We start from the raw sequence: 15,965 nt of genomic DNA on the forward strand, positions 1-15,965 counted from the left end.
TCGCGAAGATCTCGATGAGAAATTCATCTGGGGTCAAGGCAACAATGCCGTCGGGGATATTACCGAAATCAGGATGTTTGAGGTCACGATAATTGGAGCTTCTGCAGCAACTGCAGCAGCGACGACATGTCGATCCTTCGGATCATTTCGCATGGCCGGCTCGATCTCCTCCCACCCTTCCGCATTCGCTTCAGGAAATGCATCCTCCATAACAGTTCGCAACGCTTCTGCTCTGGATGGCTGCATACCGTAATCGCTGACCAGGTTACGGGTCATTTCTTCCAGAATACGAGGCGACCAATGAACCCGAAAACAACCTTCTGACGCCACGCGCAGCAGCGTATCCCGCAGCAGCATGGGAAAAAGAACATTGGCATCAAGAACAGCGACGAACATAAGCACTCATGCGAAATTTCCGATTACTCAAACGAGGCCAGTTGCGTTTATAGCGTTTGCGCGCCATATTCTCGGCATGGCCATATCACATCGCACATCGCAGGATAAAAATCCTCCCAGAACGCCGACTGCTATTCCGGCACCCGAGAGATCGGCCGCGGCTCGTATTGCATCGCTTTTACGGGCGACGTCCAGGAAGCGGCAGGGGAGTGTTCAGGTCGTTGACGCCGACGGCGAGCGTCTAGAAGTGCCCCATGCATTGGCCGAGATCATGTATCGGGCGGCCGAGCTTCTCGCTGAGGGCCGCCCAGTGACGGTTCTGCCGGACGAAGAGATGCTGTCAACGCAGGCTGCGGCCGACATTCTCAACGTTTCCAGGCAATATCTGGTTCGATTGGTCGACGCGGGGGAGCTGCCGGCGGAAATGGTTGGCAGTCACCGACGTTTGAGGGCAACGGATGTCGCGGCATTCAAGGCAACTCGAGACGCCAAGCGGACCTTGGCGCTCGATCGGTTGACATCTCTGAGTGAGGACGTCGACGGCTATCAGCTCGGAGACAAGCCTCGCTGACAGGCTCTGAACGTCACGTCTCTCAAAATCCGAGATCGGGTTCGCTCGCCAACCCCGCGTTCAGGCAGCGTCGCGATAGTTCCGCGCACCAAGCTCCGCCTTGCCCAGTTCGAACTGGGTGACCAGGTCGCGCAGGCGCTCGGCCTCGCCGGCGAGCGTGACGCTGGCGGCGGTGGTTTCCTCCACCATCGCGGCATTCTGCTGGGTCACCTGATCGAGCTGGTGCATGGCGGAATTGACTTCCGACAGGCTGGTGGCCTGTTCGCGCGCCGAGCCCGCCAGCGCTTCCATGCGCTGGTTGATATCGACGATGAAGCGGCCGATGTCGCCAAGTGCTGCGCCGGTCTGGTTGACCAGCTCGACGCCGCCGGCGACCTTGGCGGATGCCCGCCCGATCAGTTCCTTGATCTCCTTGGCGGCCTGGGCCGAACGCTGTGCCAGTTCGCGCACTTCCTGGGCGACGACGGCAAAACCCTTGCCGGCCTCGCCGGCGCGGGCAGCTTCGACGCCGGCATTGAGCGCCAGCAGGTTGGTCTGGAAGGCGATCTGGTCGATGACGGCGATGATATTGTTGATCTGCCTGGAGGATTCCTCGATCTGGCCCATGGCATCCACCGTCTGGGCCACCACCTTGCCCGAAGCGAGAGCGCTGCGATTGGCGTCGTCGGCGACCCCTCGGGCCTCTTCGGCAATCTCGAAGGCTTCGGTCACTTTGGCGGTGACGGCGCTCAGCGCCGCAGCGGTCTGTTCCAGCGTCGCCGCCTGCCGTTCGGTGCGGCCGGAGAGTTCGTTGGAGCCGTTGCTGATCTCGCGGGTGCCGGAATTGATGATCGACACACTTTCGGAGACGGAGAGCAGCGTGCCGCCGAGCTGCTCGACGGAAGCGTTGAAATCATGTCTCAGCGGTTCGAATTCCGGCGCGAACCGCTCCGAAAGCTTGAAGGCGAGATCGCCCGCCGCGAGCCGCTTCAGCCCGGCTGCCAGCCCCGATGTGGCGACCGTCAGCCGCTCGGCCGCGCTCCGTTCGGCCTGCTCCTGGTCGACCAGCCGGTTTGCTTCCGCCAGCCGCCGGTTCTCCTCGGCCTCGCTTTCGAGCCGGGTGCGGGCGATGGCATTCTGACGGAAGACTTCCACCGACCCGGCCATCAGGCCGATCTCGTCGCGGCGCCCGGCATAGGGGATTGCCTTGTCGGTTTCGCCACTCGCGAGCGCCTGCATGGATTGGGTAATGCGCTGGATCGGGCGCGACACATGCCGGGCGATCGCGATCAGAATGCCGAGGCCGATAATGGCGGCGAGGCCCGCCAGGGCCAGTTCGATTTCGATTTTCGTCTCGAGCGCGCTGCCGGCGTCGGCGACACTCTCGGTGGCGATCTTATCGACGATGGCGTTGACGGCGGCAATGCCGGTCAGGATCGCCTGCTGCGAGCGCGCCAGCTTTTCGGTGGTCGGCACTTCATCCGCCGGCTGCAGGCCGAGGCTGACCTTGACGTCTTTTTCCCAGACACCATGCGCCTGGCGCAGCGAGCGCACGCCCTCGGTCAAGGACGCTGCAAGATCGATACCGCCGAGCTCGTCGAGCGATTGCGTCAGCGCACCGTTGCTTTCGTCGAATTCCGTCTTGACCTCGGCCGCCGAGACGAAATTGGTCATCGACAGCACCCGGTCGACGACCGATGTCGCTTGCCTGAACTGCTGTTCGATATGGGCGGAGGCCAGCTTGGCGTTCACCGCCTCCTGCACCACCGCGGCAACCCGGGTCTGGCCGGTGACCGACTGGTAGCCGATCAGGAATGCGCTGCCGAAGCCGACGACGATGGTCGCCACCATTGGCACGAGAATCTGCATGCGTATGGAGAGTGTCATCGCCTGCACCTCAGTTCGGCAGCGTCGGAAGGGGGATGTCCTGCTTCTCGGCGGTCAGGGTTCCGAGAAAAGCGATCAGATCGCTGCGCTCCTGATCCGTCAGCAGAAAGGCCGACATGCCGGGATCGAGCGACGGGCGGCTGACGCCGCCGCTTTCATAGTGGGTGATCACCTCGTCCATGCTCTTCAGGCTGCCGTCATGCATATAGGGACCACGATAGAGCGTGTTGCGCAGGCCGGGCGTCTTGAAGGCATATTTATTGCCGGGGCTGCTCGGATCGATCTTGTAGCGGCCGATATCGTCGCTCGGCAAACCGATGTCATGGAACTTGTTGTCGGTGAAATTCCAGCCCGAATGGCAGGCGGAACAGCCGGCTGTGCCGGTGAACAGCTCGAAGCCCCGCTTGGCGCTGTCGGAGACCGCCTTCTCGTCGCCATCAACCCAGCGGTCGAAGGGCGACCAGTTGGATACCACCGTCCGCTCATAGGTGGCGATCGCCGTCAGCAGCGTCTCCTTGCTGATGCCCTTGTCCGGGAAGACCTCGCCGAACCAGTTTTTGTAATCGGGTATATCCTGCATTTCGGCCACGGCGTCGTCGAGCTTGCCGTTCATTTCGGCGGCGGCGGTGATCGGGCCCGCCGCCTGCTGCTCCAGGTTCGGCGCGCGGCCGTCCCAGAAGAAAGGCGAGACCCAGGCAACGTTCAGAACCGTCGGCGCCTGGCGTCCGAGCGCGGTATTGGCCGCGCCGATCGGCGTCTTCACAGGCGTCTCGAAGCCGAAGGACGGGTTATGACAGCTGGCGCAGGTCATATTCTTATTGCCGGAAAGCCTGGGATCGAAGAACAGCATCTTGCCGAGCGTCGCCAGTTGAGGGGAATAAGCCGTCACCCCTTCGAAAGGCACGGTCAGCGGCCGTTTATAGGCGGAAAGATCGGCGGCCGCGCCGGGCTGGACTGCGGCCAATGCGAAGAGGGAAGCTGCAATCAGGAGACGCATCGTTCTAGCAAGTCCGGAGGAAGTTTCTGGCTGATGCTAAATTTAGCGCAATTGCATTAATGGTATGTAAAGCAAAATATACTTGAGGCCGACGTGAAGGTTTTGCCGGCTGGAGTTGTATCGCAGATATTTATCCCTGCGAAATACAATAGCAGGTTACTATTCCTCCATTGCAAATGGAGACGACGCCTCATCCCGCTCTGGCTGACGAACTCTTCCTATTGAGAAGGGCTGCGCGAATCTGTTCGTTCTTACTCAACAGGGGAGGGGGAACCGGTGCAGGCTGCTCGGGCGCTTCGGCCTTGCCGGTATTCTGCTTGAGGCTGAGGAAGCGTGTTTGCGCGACCAGCCGGTCTTCCGAAGACAGCGGCTCGACGGGCTCGCCGTCCACGCCATGGCGCATGGAATCGGGCTGGGCGCTGGCGAAATAGTAGCGCCGGCAATGGACATAGGCGGCGGTCGCGCGTCTCAGCGTCGTCACGCCCGCGTCGGGCTTCAGGAGCGGGCGCAATTCGTTGAAGAGGCCGACGGCAAAGGGGAGGATCGGATCTCCGGGCTTCGCCGGAAGCACGCCGACTGGCCGGATCAACAGCGTGTTGATCGCGTTTGCTTTCTCGACGTCGAGCTCGGTTGCCGCAATCGGCCCGCGGCTGATCTTCCAGGGTTCCATGCATCCTCCATAGCGACCGACTGTGATGGTATCTTGACGGACAGGGGCAATAGCGTTGCGGCTCGCATATTGCCAGCCCCGCTGCAAGCTGCCATTTCCGGGCGGATATAGGCCGGCCTTATCGGCCTGCTATTGCACCTAATCGTTTTTATCGCGGAATATGCATTGACCTCCAGCATCGATTACACTTCTTATCCGCGCCCAAGATGAGTGACCGGCCGCGGGGAGGATATATGCGGGTTTTCTCGAGCATTGACGAGCTGCGCCACACGCTCGATGCGCTGAAGCGCCAGGGACGCACCGTCGGCCTGGTGCCGACGATGGGCTATCTCCATGCCGGTCATATGGAGCTCGTCTCGCGCGCCCGGGCCGAGAACGATCTCGTCGTCGTCTCGATCTTCGTCAATCCGCTGCAGTTCGGCCCGGCCGAAGATCTCAGCAAATATCCGCGCGATATGGAACGCGATGCGACCATGCTCAAGCAGGCGGGCGTCAATTTCCTGTTCGCTCCCGGCGTCGCGGACATGTATGCGCGCCCGATGAAAACCGTGGTCGACGTCCCCGATCTCGGCCGCGAACTCGAAGGCGCGGTCAGGCCAGGGCATTTCGCCGGCGTCGCCACCGTCGTCTCCAAGCTCTTCAATATCGTACAGCCGCAAACCGCCTATTTCGGAGAGAAGGATTACCAGCAGGTCGTCATCATCAAACGCATGGTGGAGGATCTCGCGATACCGGTGCGGGTGATATCGGTGCCGACCGTCAGGGACGGCGACGGCCTCGCATTGTCGTCGCGCAATGTCTATCTCAGTCCTGCGGAGCGGCGTGCCGCGGCGATCGTCCCGCAGACCCTCGACGAGGCCGAGCGGCTGGTTGCCGACGGTCTCACGGATGCCAGGGAGTTGGAAGCAAAGCTCACGGAATTTCTCGGTCGCGAGCCCCTGGCAAAGCCCGAAGTCGTCGCCGTCAGAGACGCCTCGACGCTTGAGCCGGTCGGCTCGATCGACGACCCGGTCGTCGTGGCGCTTTTCGTTCGGTTCGGCTCGACGCGGCTCCTCGACAATCGCGTCGTCCGCAACTGGGTTGCCGGGGTTATCGGCGGGAAGGGCCAGCCGGGAAAGGGCCAACCTGGAAAGGGCCAACCTGGAAAGGGAGTGACGAAATGAGCGCCATCGGATCTCAAAAGCGCCTGACGCCGACCCGCATCTCAGCCATGAAGGGCGGCAAGCCGATCGTCTGCCTGACCGCCTATACGACGCCGATGGCGCGCCTGCTCGATGAGCATTGCGATTTGCTGCTGGTCGGGGATTCGCTCGGCATGGTGCTCTACGGCATGGAGACCACCCTCGGCGTCACGCTCGATATGATGATTGCCCATGGCAAGGCGGTGATGCGCGGCGTCGCCAAAGCCTGCGTCGTCGTCGACATGCCGTTCGGCAGTTATCAGGAATCGAAGGAGGTGGCCTTCCGCAACGCGGTGCGCATCCTGCAGGAAACCGGCTGCGATGCCGTCAAGCTGGAAGGCGGCGAGGAGATGGCCGAGACCATCGCCTTTCTGACGAAGCGAGGCATTCCGGTCATGGGGCATATCGGCCTGATGCCGCAGCAGGTCCAAACGGCGGGAGGCTATCGTTCCGTCGGCCATTCCGAACACGAGACTTCGAAGATCCGGCGCGACGCGCATGCCATCGGCGGCTCGGGCGCCTTTGCCGTCGTAGTCGAAGGCACGGTGGAACCGCTCGCCCGGGAGGTGACGTCAGCCATCCACATACCGACCATCGGCATCGGCGCATCCTCCGCTTGCGACGGCCAGGTTCTGGTGTCCGACGATATTCTGGGGCTCTTCAACGATTTCACGCCGCGTTTCGTCAAACGCTACGACGACCTCGGCAAGAGGATCGCAGCGGCCGTCTCCGTCTATGCCGACGAAGTCCGGTCGCGAAAATTTCCGGCAGCCGAGCATACGTTCAAGCGCCGCTCCTGAGGCAGAATATGATCAGGTCCATCACCGTGCGAGCTGCCGTTCGCGCATGATGTCGGCCGATCGGCGAACGGCCTCGGAAACCTGCAGCAGCTGTTTGGCCATGGGGGTCGAATTACGCCAGACCATGCCGATCGTTCGCGACGGCTGCGGCGACTGGAAGCGGGAGATCGAAACCTGTGCCGAGCGCGTTTCCACGGGAACGGCCATCTCCGGGATCAAAGTGATGCCGATGCCGGCGCTGACCATCTGGACCAGGGTGGAGAGCGAACTGCCTTCCATCACTTCGCGCGGGCGAGTCGAGCCGATCTTGCAGAACGACAAGGCCTGATCGCGGAAGCAATGGCCCTCCTCGAGCAGCAGCAACCGCATTTCGCGCAGCGCCTCGCGTTCGGGCACCGGCTTGCCCTCGTCTTCGGGCCGCCGCACCAGCACGAACTCCTCCTTGAAGAGCTCGAGCTCGGTCAGCGACGGTTCCGACACGGGCAAGGCAACGATCGCCGTATCCAGCTGGCCTTGGGTCAGCTCCTGAACAAGCTTTGCCGTCTGCGTCTCGCGCACCTCGATCTGAATTCCGGCGAAAGTTTCGTTCAGATCGTTTATGATAATCGGCAGCAGATAAGGCGCGATGGTCGGTATGATGCCGATGCGCAGCCGCGACAGGAAGGAGTGGCGCGAGGCGCGCGCCAGTTCCCCCAGTTCGTCCACGCCGCGGAGAATTTCGCGGACCTTGAGAGCGAAGGTCTGGCCAAAGGCCGTCAGCTTCACCGCGCGCGCGCTGCGCTCGAAAAGCTCGCTGCCCAATTCCTGCTCAAGTTCTTTGATCTGCATTGAGAGCGCCGGCTGGGAGATGGCGCAGGCGTCGGCAGCGCGCCGGAAGCGGCCATCCCTTGCCAGGGCTTCGAAATAACGCAGCTGTTTCAGGGTCAGGTTCTTCATAAGCTCAGCTTATCGCAGCAATCAGTAAATCCAACTTAAAATTATCATATGCTTCCGATATGAAGACAGCAAGGAAGAGCGGCGCGCCCACTCGGCTCAACGTTTGAACGGCAGACAGATCAAGCAATGAAGGAGACAATCATGGACAACCCCACTGACAGCACAGGCAAATGTCCTGTTGCACATCACAAGGCTCCAGCCGGCCGGTCGAACCGCGACTGGTGGCCGAACCAGCTGAACGTGCAGATTCTTCACCACAACTCCGGCCGCGCTGACCCGCTCGGCAAGGCCTTCGACTATGCCGAGGAGTTCAAGAAGCTCGATCTCGACGCGCTGAAGCAGGATCTTCACGCGCTGATGACCGATTCGCAGGATTGGTGGCCGGCCGACTTCGGCCATTACGGCGGCCTGTTCATCCGCATGGCCTGGCATAGTGCCGGCACCTACCGTATCACCGACGGCCGCGGCGGCGCCGGTCAGGGTCAGCAGCGTTTTGCGCCGCTGAATAGCTGGCCTGACAACGCCAACCTCGACAAGGCCCGCCGCCTGCTGTGGCCGATCAAGCAGAAATACGGCAACCGCATCTCCTGGGCCGACCTGCTGATCCTCACCGGCAACGTCGCCCTGGAATCCATGGGCTTCAAGACCTTCGGCTTTGCCGGCGGCCGCGCCGATGTCTGGGAGCCGGAAGAGCTCTACTGGGGGCCTGAGGGAACCTGGCTCGGCGACGAGCGCTATAGCGGCGAACGCCAGCTGGCAGAACCGCTCGGCGCCGTACAGATGGGCCTCATCTACGTCAATCCGGAGGGCCCGGGCGGCAATTCCGATCCGATCGCTTCGGCGCGCGACATCCGCGAAACCTTTGCCCGCATGGCGATGAACGACGAAGAGACCGTGGCGCTGATCGCCGGCGGCCACACCTTCGGCAAGACCCATGGCGCCGGCGATCCGTCCCTCATCGGCGCTGAGCCGGAAGGCGGCGCGATCGAGGATCAGGGCCTCGGCTGGAAGAGCTCGTTCGGCACCGGCGTCGGCAAGGACGCGATCACGGCCGGCCTCGAAGTCACCTGGTCGCAGACGCCGACCAAGTGGAGCAACTACTTCTTCGAAAACCTCTTCGCTTTCGAATGGGAGCTGACGACGAGCCCGGCCGGCGCGAAACAGTGGCAGGCCAAGAATGCCGAAGCCTCCATTCCGGATGCCTATGATGCCGGCAAGAAGCACCTGCCGACCATGTTGACCAGCGACCTGGCGCTGCGTTTCGATCCGGTCTACGAGAAGATCTCGCGCCGCTTCCTCGAAAATCCCGATCAGTTCGCCGACGCTTTCGCCCGCGCCTGGTTCAAGCTGACCCACCGCGACATGGGACCGAAGGTGCGTTACCTCGGCCCCGAAGTGCCGGCAGAAGACCTGATCTGGCAGGATGTGATCCCGGCCGTCGATCATCCGCTCGTCGACGACAGGGACATCGCCGAGCTGAAGGCAAAGGTGCTGGCAACCGGCCTTTCCGTGCAGGAACTGGTCTCCACCGCCTGGGCTTCCGCCTCGACCTTCCGCGGCTCCGACAAGCGCGGCGGCGCCAATGGCGCACGCATCCGCCTTGCCCCCCAGAAGGATTGGGAAGCCAACCAGCCGGCCCAGCTCGCCAAGGTGCTCGGCGTTCTCGAAGGCATCCGGGCGGACTTCAACGCCGCCCAGACCGGCGGCAAGAAGATCTCGCTCGCCGACCTGATCGTGCTCGCCGGTGCTGCCGGCGTCGAGAAGGCGGCGGCAGCCGGCGGCAACACCGTCAGCGTGCCCTTCACGCCGGGCCGCACGGATGCCTCCGAGGCCCAGACGGATGCGCATTCCTTCGCTGCGCTCGAGCCGCGCGTCGACGGCTTCCGCAACTATGTGAACGGCAAGCGCCATCAGTTCATGAAGCCGGAAGAAGCGCTCGTCGACCGCGCCCAACTGCTGACGCTGACCGGACCCGAGATGACCGTCCTCGTCGGCGGCCTGCGCGTGATGAAGGCAGGCAGCCCCGAGCACGGCGTCTTCACGTCGCGTCCCGAGACACTGACGAACGATTTCTTCGTCAACCTGCTCGACATGGATACGCAGTGGGCTCCGGCCGCCGGCAAGGAAGGCGTCTATGAAGGCCGCGACCGCAAGACGGGCGCCGCCAAGTGGACCGGCACCCGCGTCGACCTGATCTTCGGCTCGCACTCGCAGCTTCGCGCCTTTGCCGAAGTCTACGGCCAGGCCGACGCCAAGGAGAAGTTCGTCAAGGACTTCGTCGCCGCCTGGAACAAGGTCATGAACGCCGACCGCTTCGACCTCGTTTGATCGGCAGCATTCGCCTGGGCGCAGCTTCGGCCGCGCCCGGGCTTTTTCTCACCGCCAACGCTCAAGAGAGCCTCATCCTGAGGTGCCCCGCAGGGGCCTCGAAGGGCGAGGCGGGCGCGCCCGTCAGGCGAGCACCACCTTGCCGCCCGCCCGGAAGGGAAGGGCGGAGCGCAGCGCCTCGCCGATCTTTTCCAGGGGAAAGACGTCCCGCACCTCGGTCGCGATGACCTTTTCAGCGATTTGCGCCGCCACGTCGGAATAGGCGCGCTGGACCTCGCCCATGTCTTCGGAATGAACCCATTCCCGGAGATGGAAAAAGGAGAAGGTGATATCGGGATGGGCGGCCCAGAAGGAATTCGGGATGCTTTGGCCCGAAAGCAGGCCGTAATGCACGAAGTGTCCGCCTGGCTTGAGCGCAGCAGCGAGGATTGAGGCACGCGCGCCGCCGACACAGTCGAGTACGGCGTTCAGCCCATGCCGGCCGGCAAGCCCGTCGGCCAGATCGCCGTCCGCCCCATCGACGATGACGGACTCGATACGGCCGCTGAGGCGCGTGCGCGATTCCTCGCTGCGGACAATCGCCACCGGCTCGACGCCGACGGCATTGGCAAGGCCGATCAGGATCGATCCGATCGAAGAGGCGGCGGCATTGACGGCGATGCGCATGCCGGGCCTCAGCCCGATCTTCTTATGCAGCATCAGCCAGGCGGTCATCGGGTTGACGTAGCTGGTCGCCGCCTCGAAATCGGAGAGCCCTTCCGGAACACGAAGACACCAGCTGGGATCGGTATCCTTGAATTCCTGCCATCCGCCGGCGCTACGCACCGGCAATACGCGGGTGCCGGGCGTAAGCCCGTAAACGTCTTCACCGCAGGCCTCGACCACCCCGAAGGCTTCGAAGCCGGGGATGAGGGGCAGGGTCGTGCGTCCGGCATAGGCGCCTGAAATGGTGATGATATCGGATGGATTGATCGACCGCGCCAAGAGCCGCACCCGGACCTGATCGCGGCGCAGCACCGGCAATGCGGCCCGCTCGATCCCGACGACATCCTGAGCCGGGCCGAATTTTCGCACCACCGCCTGATATTGCATTGCATCCCCCAGACAACAGCGGTTAGAACAGCCCACCAATTTTCGGTGACCGCATGAGTGTTGACGACAGGCCTTTAACATCCTTCCGGGTCTCGATGCGAGACATCGACATCTATGGTCATGTCCATAACTCGGTTTACCTCGACTATTGCGAGGATGCGGTCGTCGAGTTCCTGCGGCACCGGGAAATTCTGAGCCACTTCCGCCACACCTCCTCGGGCGTTGCCTATCACGTGAAGAAGGCGGAGATCACCTTTCACAACCCCATCGACGTCGACGACGTGGTCGAAGCCAAGGTGACGGTCGAGAAAATCGGGCGCACGAGCCTCTCCTTTGCGATCGAACTTTTTCGCCAGCGCGATGGCGCCCATTGCGCCTCGGCCGGGCTCGTCTGGGTCTGCGTCGACCTCTCCGACAGCCGCCCGACGCCGATCCCCGACGCCACCAGGGCCGCTTTGGGCTGACGGCCGATCTTCAAACCCGCGGGTGTCCATGCCGATCCATGCGCAGCTTCTTCGACATGCAGCCGAAAGGCCCGGTAAGCCGGCGCTGGCAATCGACGGCCGCTCGCTGAGCTACGGCGAACTCCATTTACGCGCCAAGGCGATTTGCCGTTTTCTCCAGGAATTGCCGCGCTCGTCCCGCCGCAGGCTCGATCTGCCCGGCGTGGAGAGGCTTGCGGCCCTCAGCCTCGGCAATCATATCGGCTTCGCCGAATATTTCATCGCCGCCACCGCCGCGCCGCATGCCTGCGCGGTGATCGACCCGATGATGCCGCCTGAGAGAATCGAGCGCATCATCGAGCGGCTGGCGCCCGACGTGCTTGTCGTCGACGACGATAGAGGCCCAAGCGCCGAGATCGGTCGCAGGCTCGGTATCTCAGTCATCACCGCCGGAGCCGAGCCCTTCGATCTCGCCGAGACGGAAGGCGAGCTGTCTGATGATGCCGAGGGCATCTTCCTGATCGGCTTTACCTCCGGCACCACCGCCGAGCCGAAAGCCTATGTTCGCTCGCGCGAGCAATGGCGCCGCAGCCTCGATCGTGGCCGCATGGTTTTCGAACTCGAAGACGCCCCGTCCACCCTGTGCCCCGGCGCCCTGGCGCATGGCCTCGCGCTTTACGCCATGGTCGAAGCCCTCGATGCCGGCAGCACCTTCCATTCGGTCAGAAAATGGGATGCCGCTGCCGTCGCACGCATCCTCTCCGCCGAAGCGATCGAACGGCTGGTCGCCGTGCCCACCCATATAGCAGGCATTGCCAGAGCCTGGGCATTCGAGCCGGCGCTGACCTCCCTGCGCGACGTCCTGACCGCCGGCGCGAAATTGGACGTGAACGGGGTCGAAGCCATGCGCCGCCTTTTTCCGAAAGCCCGCATCCGCGAATATTACGGCGCATCCGAGATCGGCTTCATGACCGTCTCGACCCTCGCCGGCGGCGCTATCGATTTTCCGATCGACCGGGTGGGCCAGGCCTATCCCGGCGTCGAGATTTCCATTCGGGACCCCCATGAAAACGATGTCGGGACCGATGCGCCGGGCACCATCTTCGTCAGGAGCGACCTGATCGCCGATGGCTATCTCTGGGGTGACGACGGCCAGGCGTTCCGGGTCACCGAGGCCGGAGCGACGGTCGGCGATCTCGGCGAACTCGATGGAAACGGCATGCTGCGGGTGATCGGCCGGGCAGGCGGCATGATGATATCGGGCGGCAACAACGTCTATCCGGCCGAAGTCGAGAGCGCCTTGAAAACCTGCCCCGGCATCGAAGATGCCGTCGTCTTCGGCCTGCCGGATGCCTATTATGGCCAGCGGATCGTGGCGGTCGTCTCGGGAGAGGCGACAGACGTGAAAATGCTCGCCGACCATTGCGCAAGACAGCTCGCCAGGTTCAAGATCCCCCGGGAATTCTACCATATCGCCTCCTGGCCGATGACGAGCAGCGGCAAGATTTCCAGGGGGCAGGTGGAAGCCGCGGCCATTTCGGGAGACGGTCTTGTCCTACGCCTATCAGCCTGACGAGGATTGGCAGCCGGTCGTGGTTGCCGCTTACCGCACGCCGATCGGCCGCGCCTTCGGCTCGCTTGCGACCGTTGCGGCCGAAGACCTGCTTGCACCGATCATCCGCCGGATCGTTGCCGAAACCGGCATCGCGCCGGACGATATAGACGATGTGCTGGTCGGCAATGCCGCTGGCGGCGGCGGCAATATCGGCCGGCTGGCGGCACTCACCGCCGGCCTGCCGGTGTCGGTTCCCGGTGTCGCCGTCGACCGGCAATGCGGTTCGGGCCTGGAAGCGATCATCATGGCCGCCCGCCTGATTCAGGCGAAAGCCGGCGCCTGCTATCTCGCCGGCGGCGTCGAGAGCGTCAGCACCGCGCCATGGCGGGTCGAACGACCGAAAGCCAACGGGGCGCTGCCGCGCTTCTACGGTCGCGCCCGGTTTTCCCCCGAAGCGGTCGGCGATCCCGAGATGGGCATTGCCGCCGAAAACGTCGCCCGTCAATTCGCCATCACACGCCAGAGACAGGACGAATTCGCGCTCCGCAGCCACCGCCTCGCCGTCGCGGCCGCCGAGGCGGGCCTCTTCCGGCCGGAGATCGTCGGCATCTCCACCAGCAACGGACTGGTCGACCGCGACGAATCCCCGCGCCCCTCCACATCGCTCGAGGCGCTCGCAAATCTCCGGCCGGTCTTTCTCCGCGACGGTTCGGTAACCGCAGGCAATGCCTGCCCGCTGAATGACGGCGCCTGCCTGGTGCTGGTCATGAGCCGCGGGATGGCCAAAAGCCTCGGCATCGACAAGGGCCTCGCCTTCATCGACAGCGCAGCGGCCGGCGTCGATCCCAATCTGCTCGGCATCGGCCCGGTCGCCTCGACCAGGAAGCTGCTGCAGCGTCAGCCCGGGCTTTTGCTCTCCGGCATCGATGCCATCGAATTCAACGAGGCTTTCGCCGCCCAGGTTCTGGCATCGCTCGATCAGCTCGATATCCCCGCCGACACGGTCAACAGCAACGGCGGCGCCATTGCGCTTGGCCATCCCTTCGGCGCGTCGGGCGCCATTCTCGTTACCCGGCTATATACCCAGCTGATCCGCGAGGAGGCGATCGGCGCGACCGGTCTCGCCATGATCGGCATCGCCGGCGGCCTCGGGTTGACGGCGCTGTTCGAGGCGGTCAGGTTTTGCTGAGAAGGACCGCCTTCATCGCCTGCCCATAAAAGACGGAGAGAGGGATCGGCGACGTCAGCCCCACCCTCCGTCCTGCTCGGCCCTGAGCCGAGCATCCACACCGCATCCACCGGCGGCCGTGGCTCCTCGGCTCAAGGCCGAGGACGACGGAGAGCGGGGTTGGCTTCTCGACAAACTCGGTCGGACCTGCTCAGCCACATCGGCAACGACCTGAGGCCGCTGCGTGAGGAGTGGGAGCGGTAAGTCGGACCTGACGGCAAGTCTCCGACAAGGTGAGCAATCTCCGGCGACTTTGGCCCCACCCTCCGTCCTGCTCGGCCTTGAGCCGAGCATCCACGCCGCATCCACCGGCAGCCGTGGCATGGGTCCTCGGCTCAAGGCCGAGGACGACGGAGCGTGGGGTTGGCTTCTCTCCAAACTCCGCTGGACCTATCCAGCCGCCCCCTCCGTCCCTTGCAACGCCTGACGACGCAGGTCTCCGGGCCGAACGGCCCGATCGTAGGGCGAGCCGCCCTACTGCCTTGGCATAGGGCGACAGCGACCGAGGGAGAATGGTTCGGGCTCGCGATCCGGCGCATTCTCCTGCCCATCGGTTCCGGCCGCCCGTACCCAAGTAACAATTCCATACCGATGAAGTCGCCTGCCTCGCTGAGGCGGCGATTTCGGCAGCCACCCGAGATCAACAGAGGAAATCCTCGCTAGGACAAGGAGACTACCCATGAAGATCGTCATTATCGGCGGCACCGGGCTTATCGGCTCGAAGACCGTGGAAAGATTGCGCAGCAAGGGGTACGAGGTGCTGGCGGCGTCGCCGAATTCCGGCGTCGACACGATCACCGGCAAGGGGCTCGCCGAAGCGCTCGCCGGCGCCGAGGTTGTGCTCGATCTCGCCAACTCACCCTCCTTCGAGGACAAGGCCGTCCTGGAATTTTTCCAGACATCGGGCCGCAATCTGCTGAAGGCAGCAGCTGCCGCCGGCGTGAAGCATCATATCGCGCTGTCGATCGTCGGCATGGAACGGCTGCAGGGCAGCGGCTATATGCGCGCCAAGATGGCCCAGGAACAGCTGATCAAGGCTTCCGGCATCCCATACACCATCGTCCACTCCACACAGTTTCACGAATTCATGGCCGGCATCGCCCAGTCGGGCACATCAGGCCAGATGGTGCATCTGTCGCCCGCCTATGTGCAGCCGATCGCATCGGACGATGTCGCCGACGTCATGGCCGAGGTGGCGCTCGCAGCACCCGTGAACGGCACGATCGAGATCGGCGGCCCGGAGAAAATCCGTCTCACCGACATCGTCACACACCTCCTGAAAGCGACGAACGATCCGCGCCAGGTAATGGCGGATCCCCACGCCCGTTATTTCGGCGTCGAACTCGAGGATGACTCGCTGGTAACCGGCACCGGCGCGCGGCTCGGCCGGATCCGATTCGACAATTGGCTGAGCCGGCAGCCGCCGCAGAAAAAGAGCGCTTGAGGAGACCAGATATGTTCAGAAAGATTATTTCAGCGACCGCCTTCGCCGTTGCCCTCGCAGCCGGAGCGCAGGCTTTCGCCGCATCGGGCGGCAAAGCCAAGGTAACCCTCGTCTACGACCACGAGCTTCCCAATGTTCGCGGCAAGAGCATCAAGGCCGTGCTCGTCGAATATAAGCCCGGCGGCACATCGCCGGGCCACACCCACCCGAAATCCGCCTTCATCTATGCCACCGTTCTGGAGGGCTCGATCAAAAGCCAGGTCAATGACGGCCCGGTGAAGATTTACAAGGCCGGGGAAAGCTTTCCCGAATTCCCCGGCGATCACCACAGTGTCAGCGCCAACGGCAGCAAGACCGCGCCGGCGAAACTGCTTGCGGTCTTCGTGGTGAACTCGGACGAGACGGAGCTGACGACCGACGACAAGTAAGTTGCCCTCGATGCCCGGCGCCGCCGGGCA

15 protein-coding genes are annotated in these 15,965 nt (G+C 63.4%); 9 read left to right on the plus strand and 6 right to left on the minus strand.

Going from position 1 to position 15,965, the window contains the following annotated elements:
- Positions 1–33: 33 nt before the first annotated feature.
- Complete coding sequence (locus CO657_RS28185) at positions 34–396, minus strand: PIN domain-containing protein (protein WP_245292991.1); 363 nt, start codon at positions 394–396, stop codon at positions 34–36.
- Positions 397–655: 259 nt separating this feature from the next.
- Between CO657_RS28185 and CO657_RS37640 the strand changes: the two genes are divergently transcribed.
- A complete protein-coding gene (locus tag CO657_RS37640; protein WP_245487177.1) occupies positions 656–967 on the plus strand; it encodes an excisionase family DNA-binding protein in 312 nt (103 codons plus the stop codon).
- A 60-nt stretch (positions 968–1,027) separates the two neighbouring features.
- On the opposite strand, the gene CO657_RS28195 is transcribed toward CO657_RS37640, so the two are convergent.
- The 3 genes from CO657_RS28195 to CO657_RS28205 all read right to left on the minus strand — a co-directional run bounded on the left by CO657_RS28195 (position 1,028) and on the right by CO657_RS28205 (position 4,500).
- Positions 1,028–2,833, minus strand: a complete 1,806-nt coding sequence (locus CO657_RS28195; protein WP_054184369.1) for a methyl-accepting chemotaxis protein — start codon at positions 2,831–2,833, stop codon at positions 1,028–1,030.
- Positions 2,834–2,843: 10 nt separating this feature from the next.
- Complete coding sequence (locus CO657_RS28200; protein ID WP_054184368.1) at positions 2,844–3,830, minus strand: cytochrome-c peroxidase; 987 nt, start codon at positions 3,828–3,830, stop codon at positions 2,844–2,846.
- 190 nt (positions 3,831–4,020) lie between these two features.
- Entirely contained in the window at positions 4,021–4,500 is a 480-nt protein-coding gene (locus CO657_RS28205; RefSeq protein ID WP_054184367.1) for a ProQ/FINO family protein, read from the minus strand.
- A gap of 233 nt (positions 4,501–4,733) precedes the next feature.
- On the opposite strand from CO657_RS28205, the gene panC reads away from it, so the two are divergent.
- Both panC and panB read left to right on the plus strand, forming a co-directional pair.
- Entirely contained in the window at positions 4,734–5,663 is a 930-nt protein-coding gene (panC, locus tag CO657_RS28210; protein ID WP_054184366.1) for a pantoate--beta-alanine ligase, read from the plus strand.
- Complete coding sequence (panB, locus tag CO657_RS28215) at positions 5,660–6,481, plus strand: 3-methyl-2-oxobutanoate hydroxymethyltransferase (protein ID WP_054184365.1); 822 nt, start codon at positions 5,660–5,662, stop codon at positions 6,479–6,481. The genes panC and panB overlap by 4 nt, the downstream gene beginning before the upstream one ends.
- A gap of 21 nt (positions 6,482–6,502) precedes the next feature.
- On the opposite strand, the gene CO657_RS28220 is transcribed toward panB, so the two are convergent.
- The gene (locus tag CO657_RS28220; RefSeq protein WP_054184364.1) at positions 6,503–7,417 is read right to left on the minus strand and encodes a hydrogen peroxide-inducible genes activator; all 915 of its coding nucleotides are present in this window, start codon (positions 7,415–7,417) and stop codon (positions 6,503–6,505) included.
- Between the two features lie 141 nt (positions 7,418–7,558).
- On the opposite strand from CO657_RS28220, the gene katG reads away from it, so the two are divergent.
- On the plus strand, positions 7,559–9,745 hold the full coding sequence (gene katG, locus CO657_RS28225; protein WP_054184363.1) for a catalase/peroxidase HPI: 2,187 nt from the start codon (positions 7,559–7,561) through the stop codon (positions 9,743–9,745).
- A 123-nt stretch (positions 9,746–9,868) separates the two neighbouring features.
- On the opposite strand, the gene CO657_RS28235 is transcribed toward katG, so the two are convergent.
- On the minus strand, positions 9,869–10,837 hold the full coding sequence (locus CO657_RS28235; RefSeq protein ID WP_054184362.1) for a zinc-dependent alcohol dehydrogenase family protein: 969 nt from the start codon (positions 10,835–10,837) through the stop codon (positions 9,869–9,871).
- Positions 10,838–10,890: 53 nt separating this feature from the next.
- On the opposite strand from CO657_RS28235, the gene CO657_RS28240 reads away from it, so the two are divergent.
- The 5 genes from CO657_RS28240 (at position 10,891) to CO657_RS28260 (ending at position 15,935) form a co-directional block, all read left to right on the plus strand.
- Positions 10,891–11,301: an acyl-CoA thioesterase gene (locus tag CO657_RS28240; protein ID WP_054184361.1), complete on the plus strand. Its 411-nt coding sequence runs from the start codon at positions 10,891–10,893 to the stop codon at positions 11,299–11,301.
- A gap of 28 nt (positions 11,302–11,329) precedes the next feature.
- On the plus strand, positions 11,330–12,853 hold the full coding sequence (locus CO657_RS28245; protein ID WP_054184360.1) for a class I adenylate-forming enzyme family protein: 1,524 nt from the start codon (positions 11,330–11,332) through the stop codon (positions 12,851–12,853).
- On the plus strand, positions 12,831–14,024 hold the full coding sequence (locus tag CO657_RS28250; RefSeq protein WP_054184359.1) for a thiolase family protein: 1,194 nt from the start codon (positions 12,831–12,833) through the stop codon (positions 14,022–14,024). The genes CO657_RS28245 and CO657_RS28250 overlap by 23 nt, the downstream gene beginning before the upstream one ends.
- Positions 14,025–14,742: 718 nt before the next feature.
- Positions 14,743–15,507, plus strand: coding sequence for an SDR family oxidoreductase (locus CO657_RS28255; RefSeq protein ID WP_054184358.1), 765 nt, complete (start codon positions 14,743–14,745; stop codon positions 15,505–15,507).
- An 11-nt stretch (positions 15,508–15,518) separates the two neighbouring features.
- Positions 15,519–15,935, plus strand: coding sequence for a cupin domain-containing protein (locus CO657_RS28260; RefSeq protein ID WP_054184357.1), 417 nt, complete (start codon positions 15,519–15,521; stop codon positions 15,933–15,935).
- The last annotated feature ends 30 nt before the right edge of the window (positions 15,936–15,965 follow it).

Source organism: Rhizobium acidisoli (genome assembly GCF_002531755.2).
GTDB lineage: Bacteria > Pseudomonadota > Alphaproteobacteria > Rhizobiales > Rhizobiaceae > Rhizobium > Rhizobium acidisoli.

Excerpts from the sequence above, each read along its gene's own strand:
- CO657_RS28205 (WP_054184367.1), bottom strand. The coding sequence starts at position 4,500 with ATGGAACCCTGGAAGATCAGCCGCGGGCCGATTGCGGCAACCGAGCTC.
- CO657_RS28200 (WP_054184368.1), bottom strand. The coding sequence starts at position 3,830 with ATGCGTCTCCTGATTGCAGCTTCCCTCTTCGCATTGGCCGCAGTCCAG.
- CO657_RS28195 (WP_054184369.1), bottom strand. The coding sequence starts at position 2,833 with ATGACACTCTCCATACGCATGCAGATTCTCGTGCCAATGGTGGCGACC.
- panB (WP_054184365.1), top strand. The coding sequence starts at position 5,660 with ATGAGCGCCATCGGATCTCAAAAGCGCCTGACGCCGACCCGCATCTCA.
- CO657_RS28240 (WP_054184361.1), top strand. The coding sequence starts at position 10,891 with ATGAGTGTTGACGACAGGCCTTTAACATCCTTCCGGGTCTCGATGCGA.
- CO657_RS28255 (WP_054184358.1), top strand. The coding sequence starts at position 14,743 with ATGAAGATCGTCATTATCGGCGGCACCGGGCTTATCGGCTCGAAGACC.
- CO657_RS28235 (WP_054184362.1), bottom strand. The coding sequence starts at position 10,837 with ATGCAATATCAGGCGGTGGTGCGAAAATTCGGCCCGGCTCAGGATGTC.
- CO657_RS28220 (WP_054184364.1), bottom strand. The coding sequence starts at position 7,417 with ATGAAGAACCTGACCCTGAAACAGCTGCGTTATTTCGAAGCCCTGGCA.
- CO657_RS28185 (WP_245292991.1), bottom strand. The coding sequence starts at position 396 with ATGTTCGTCGCTGTTCTTGATGCCAATGTTCTTTTTCCCATGCTGCTG.
- katG (WP_054184363.1), top strand. The coding sequence starts at position 7,559 with ATGGACAACCCCACTGACAGCACAGGCAAATGTCCTGTTGCACATCAC.
- CO657_RS28245 (WP_054184360.1), top strand. The coding sequence starts at position 11,330 with ATGCCGATCCATGCGCAGCTTCTTCGACATGCAGCCGAAAGGCCCGGT.
- panC (WP_054184366.1), top strand. The coding sequence starts at position 4,734 with ATGCGGGTTTTCTCGAGCATTGACGAGCTGCGCCACACGCTCGATGCG.
- CO657_RS28260 (WP_054184357.1), top strand. The coding sequence starts at position 15,519 with ATGTTCAGAAAGATTATTTCAGCGACCGCCTTCGCCGTTGCCCTCGCA.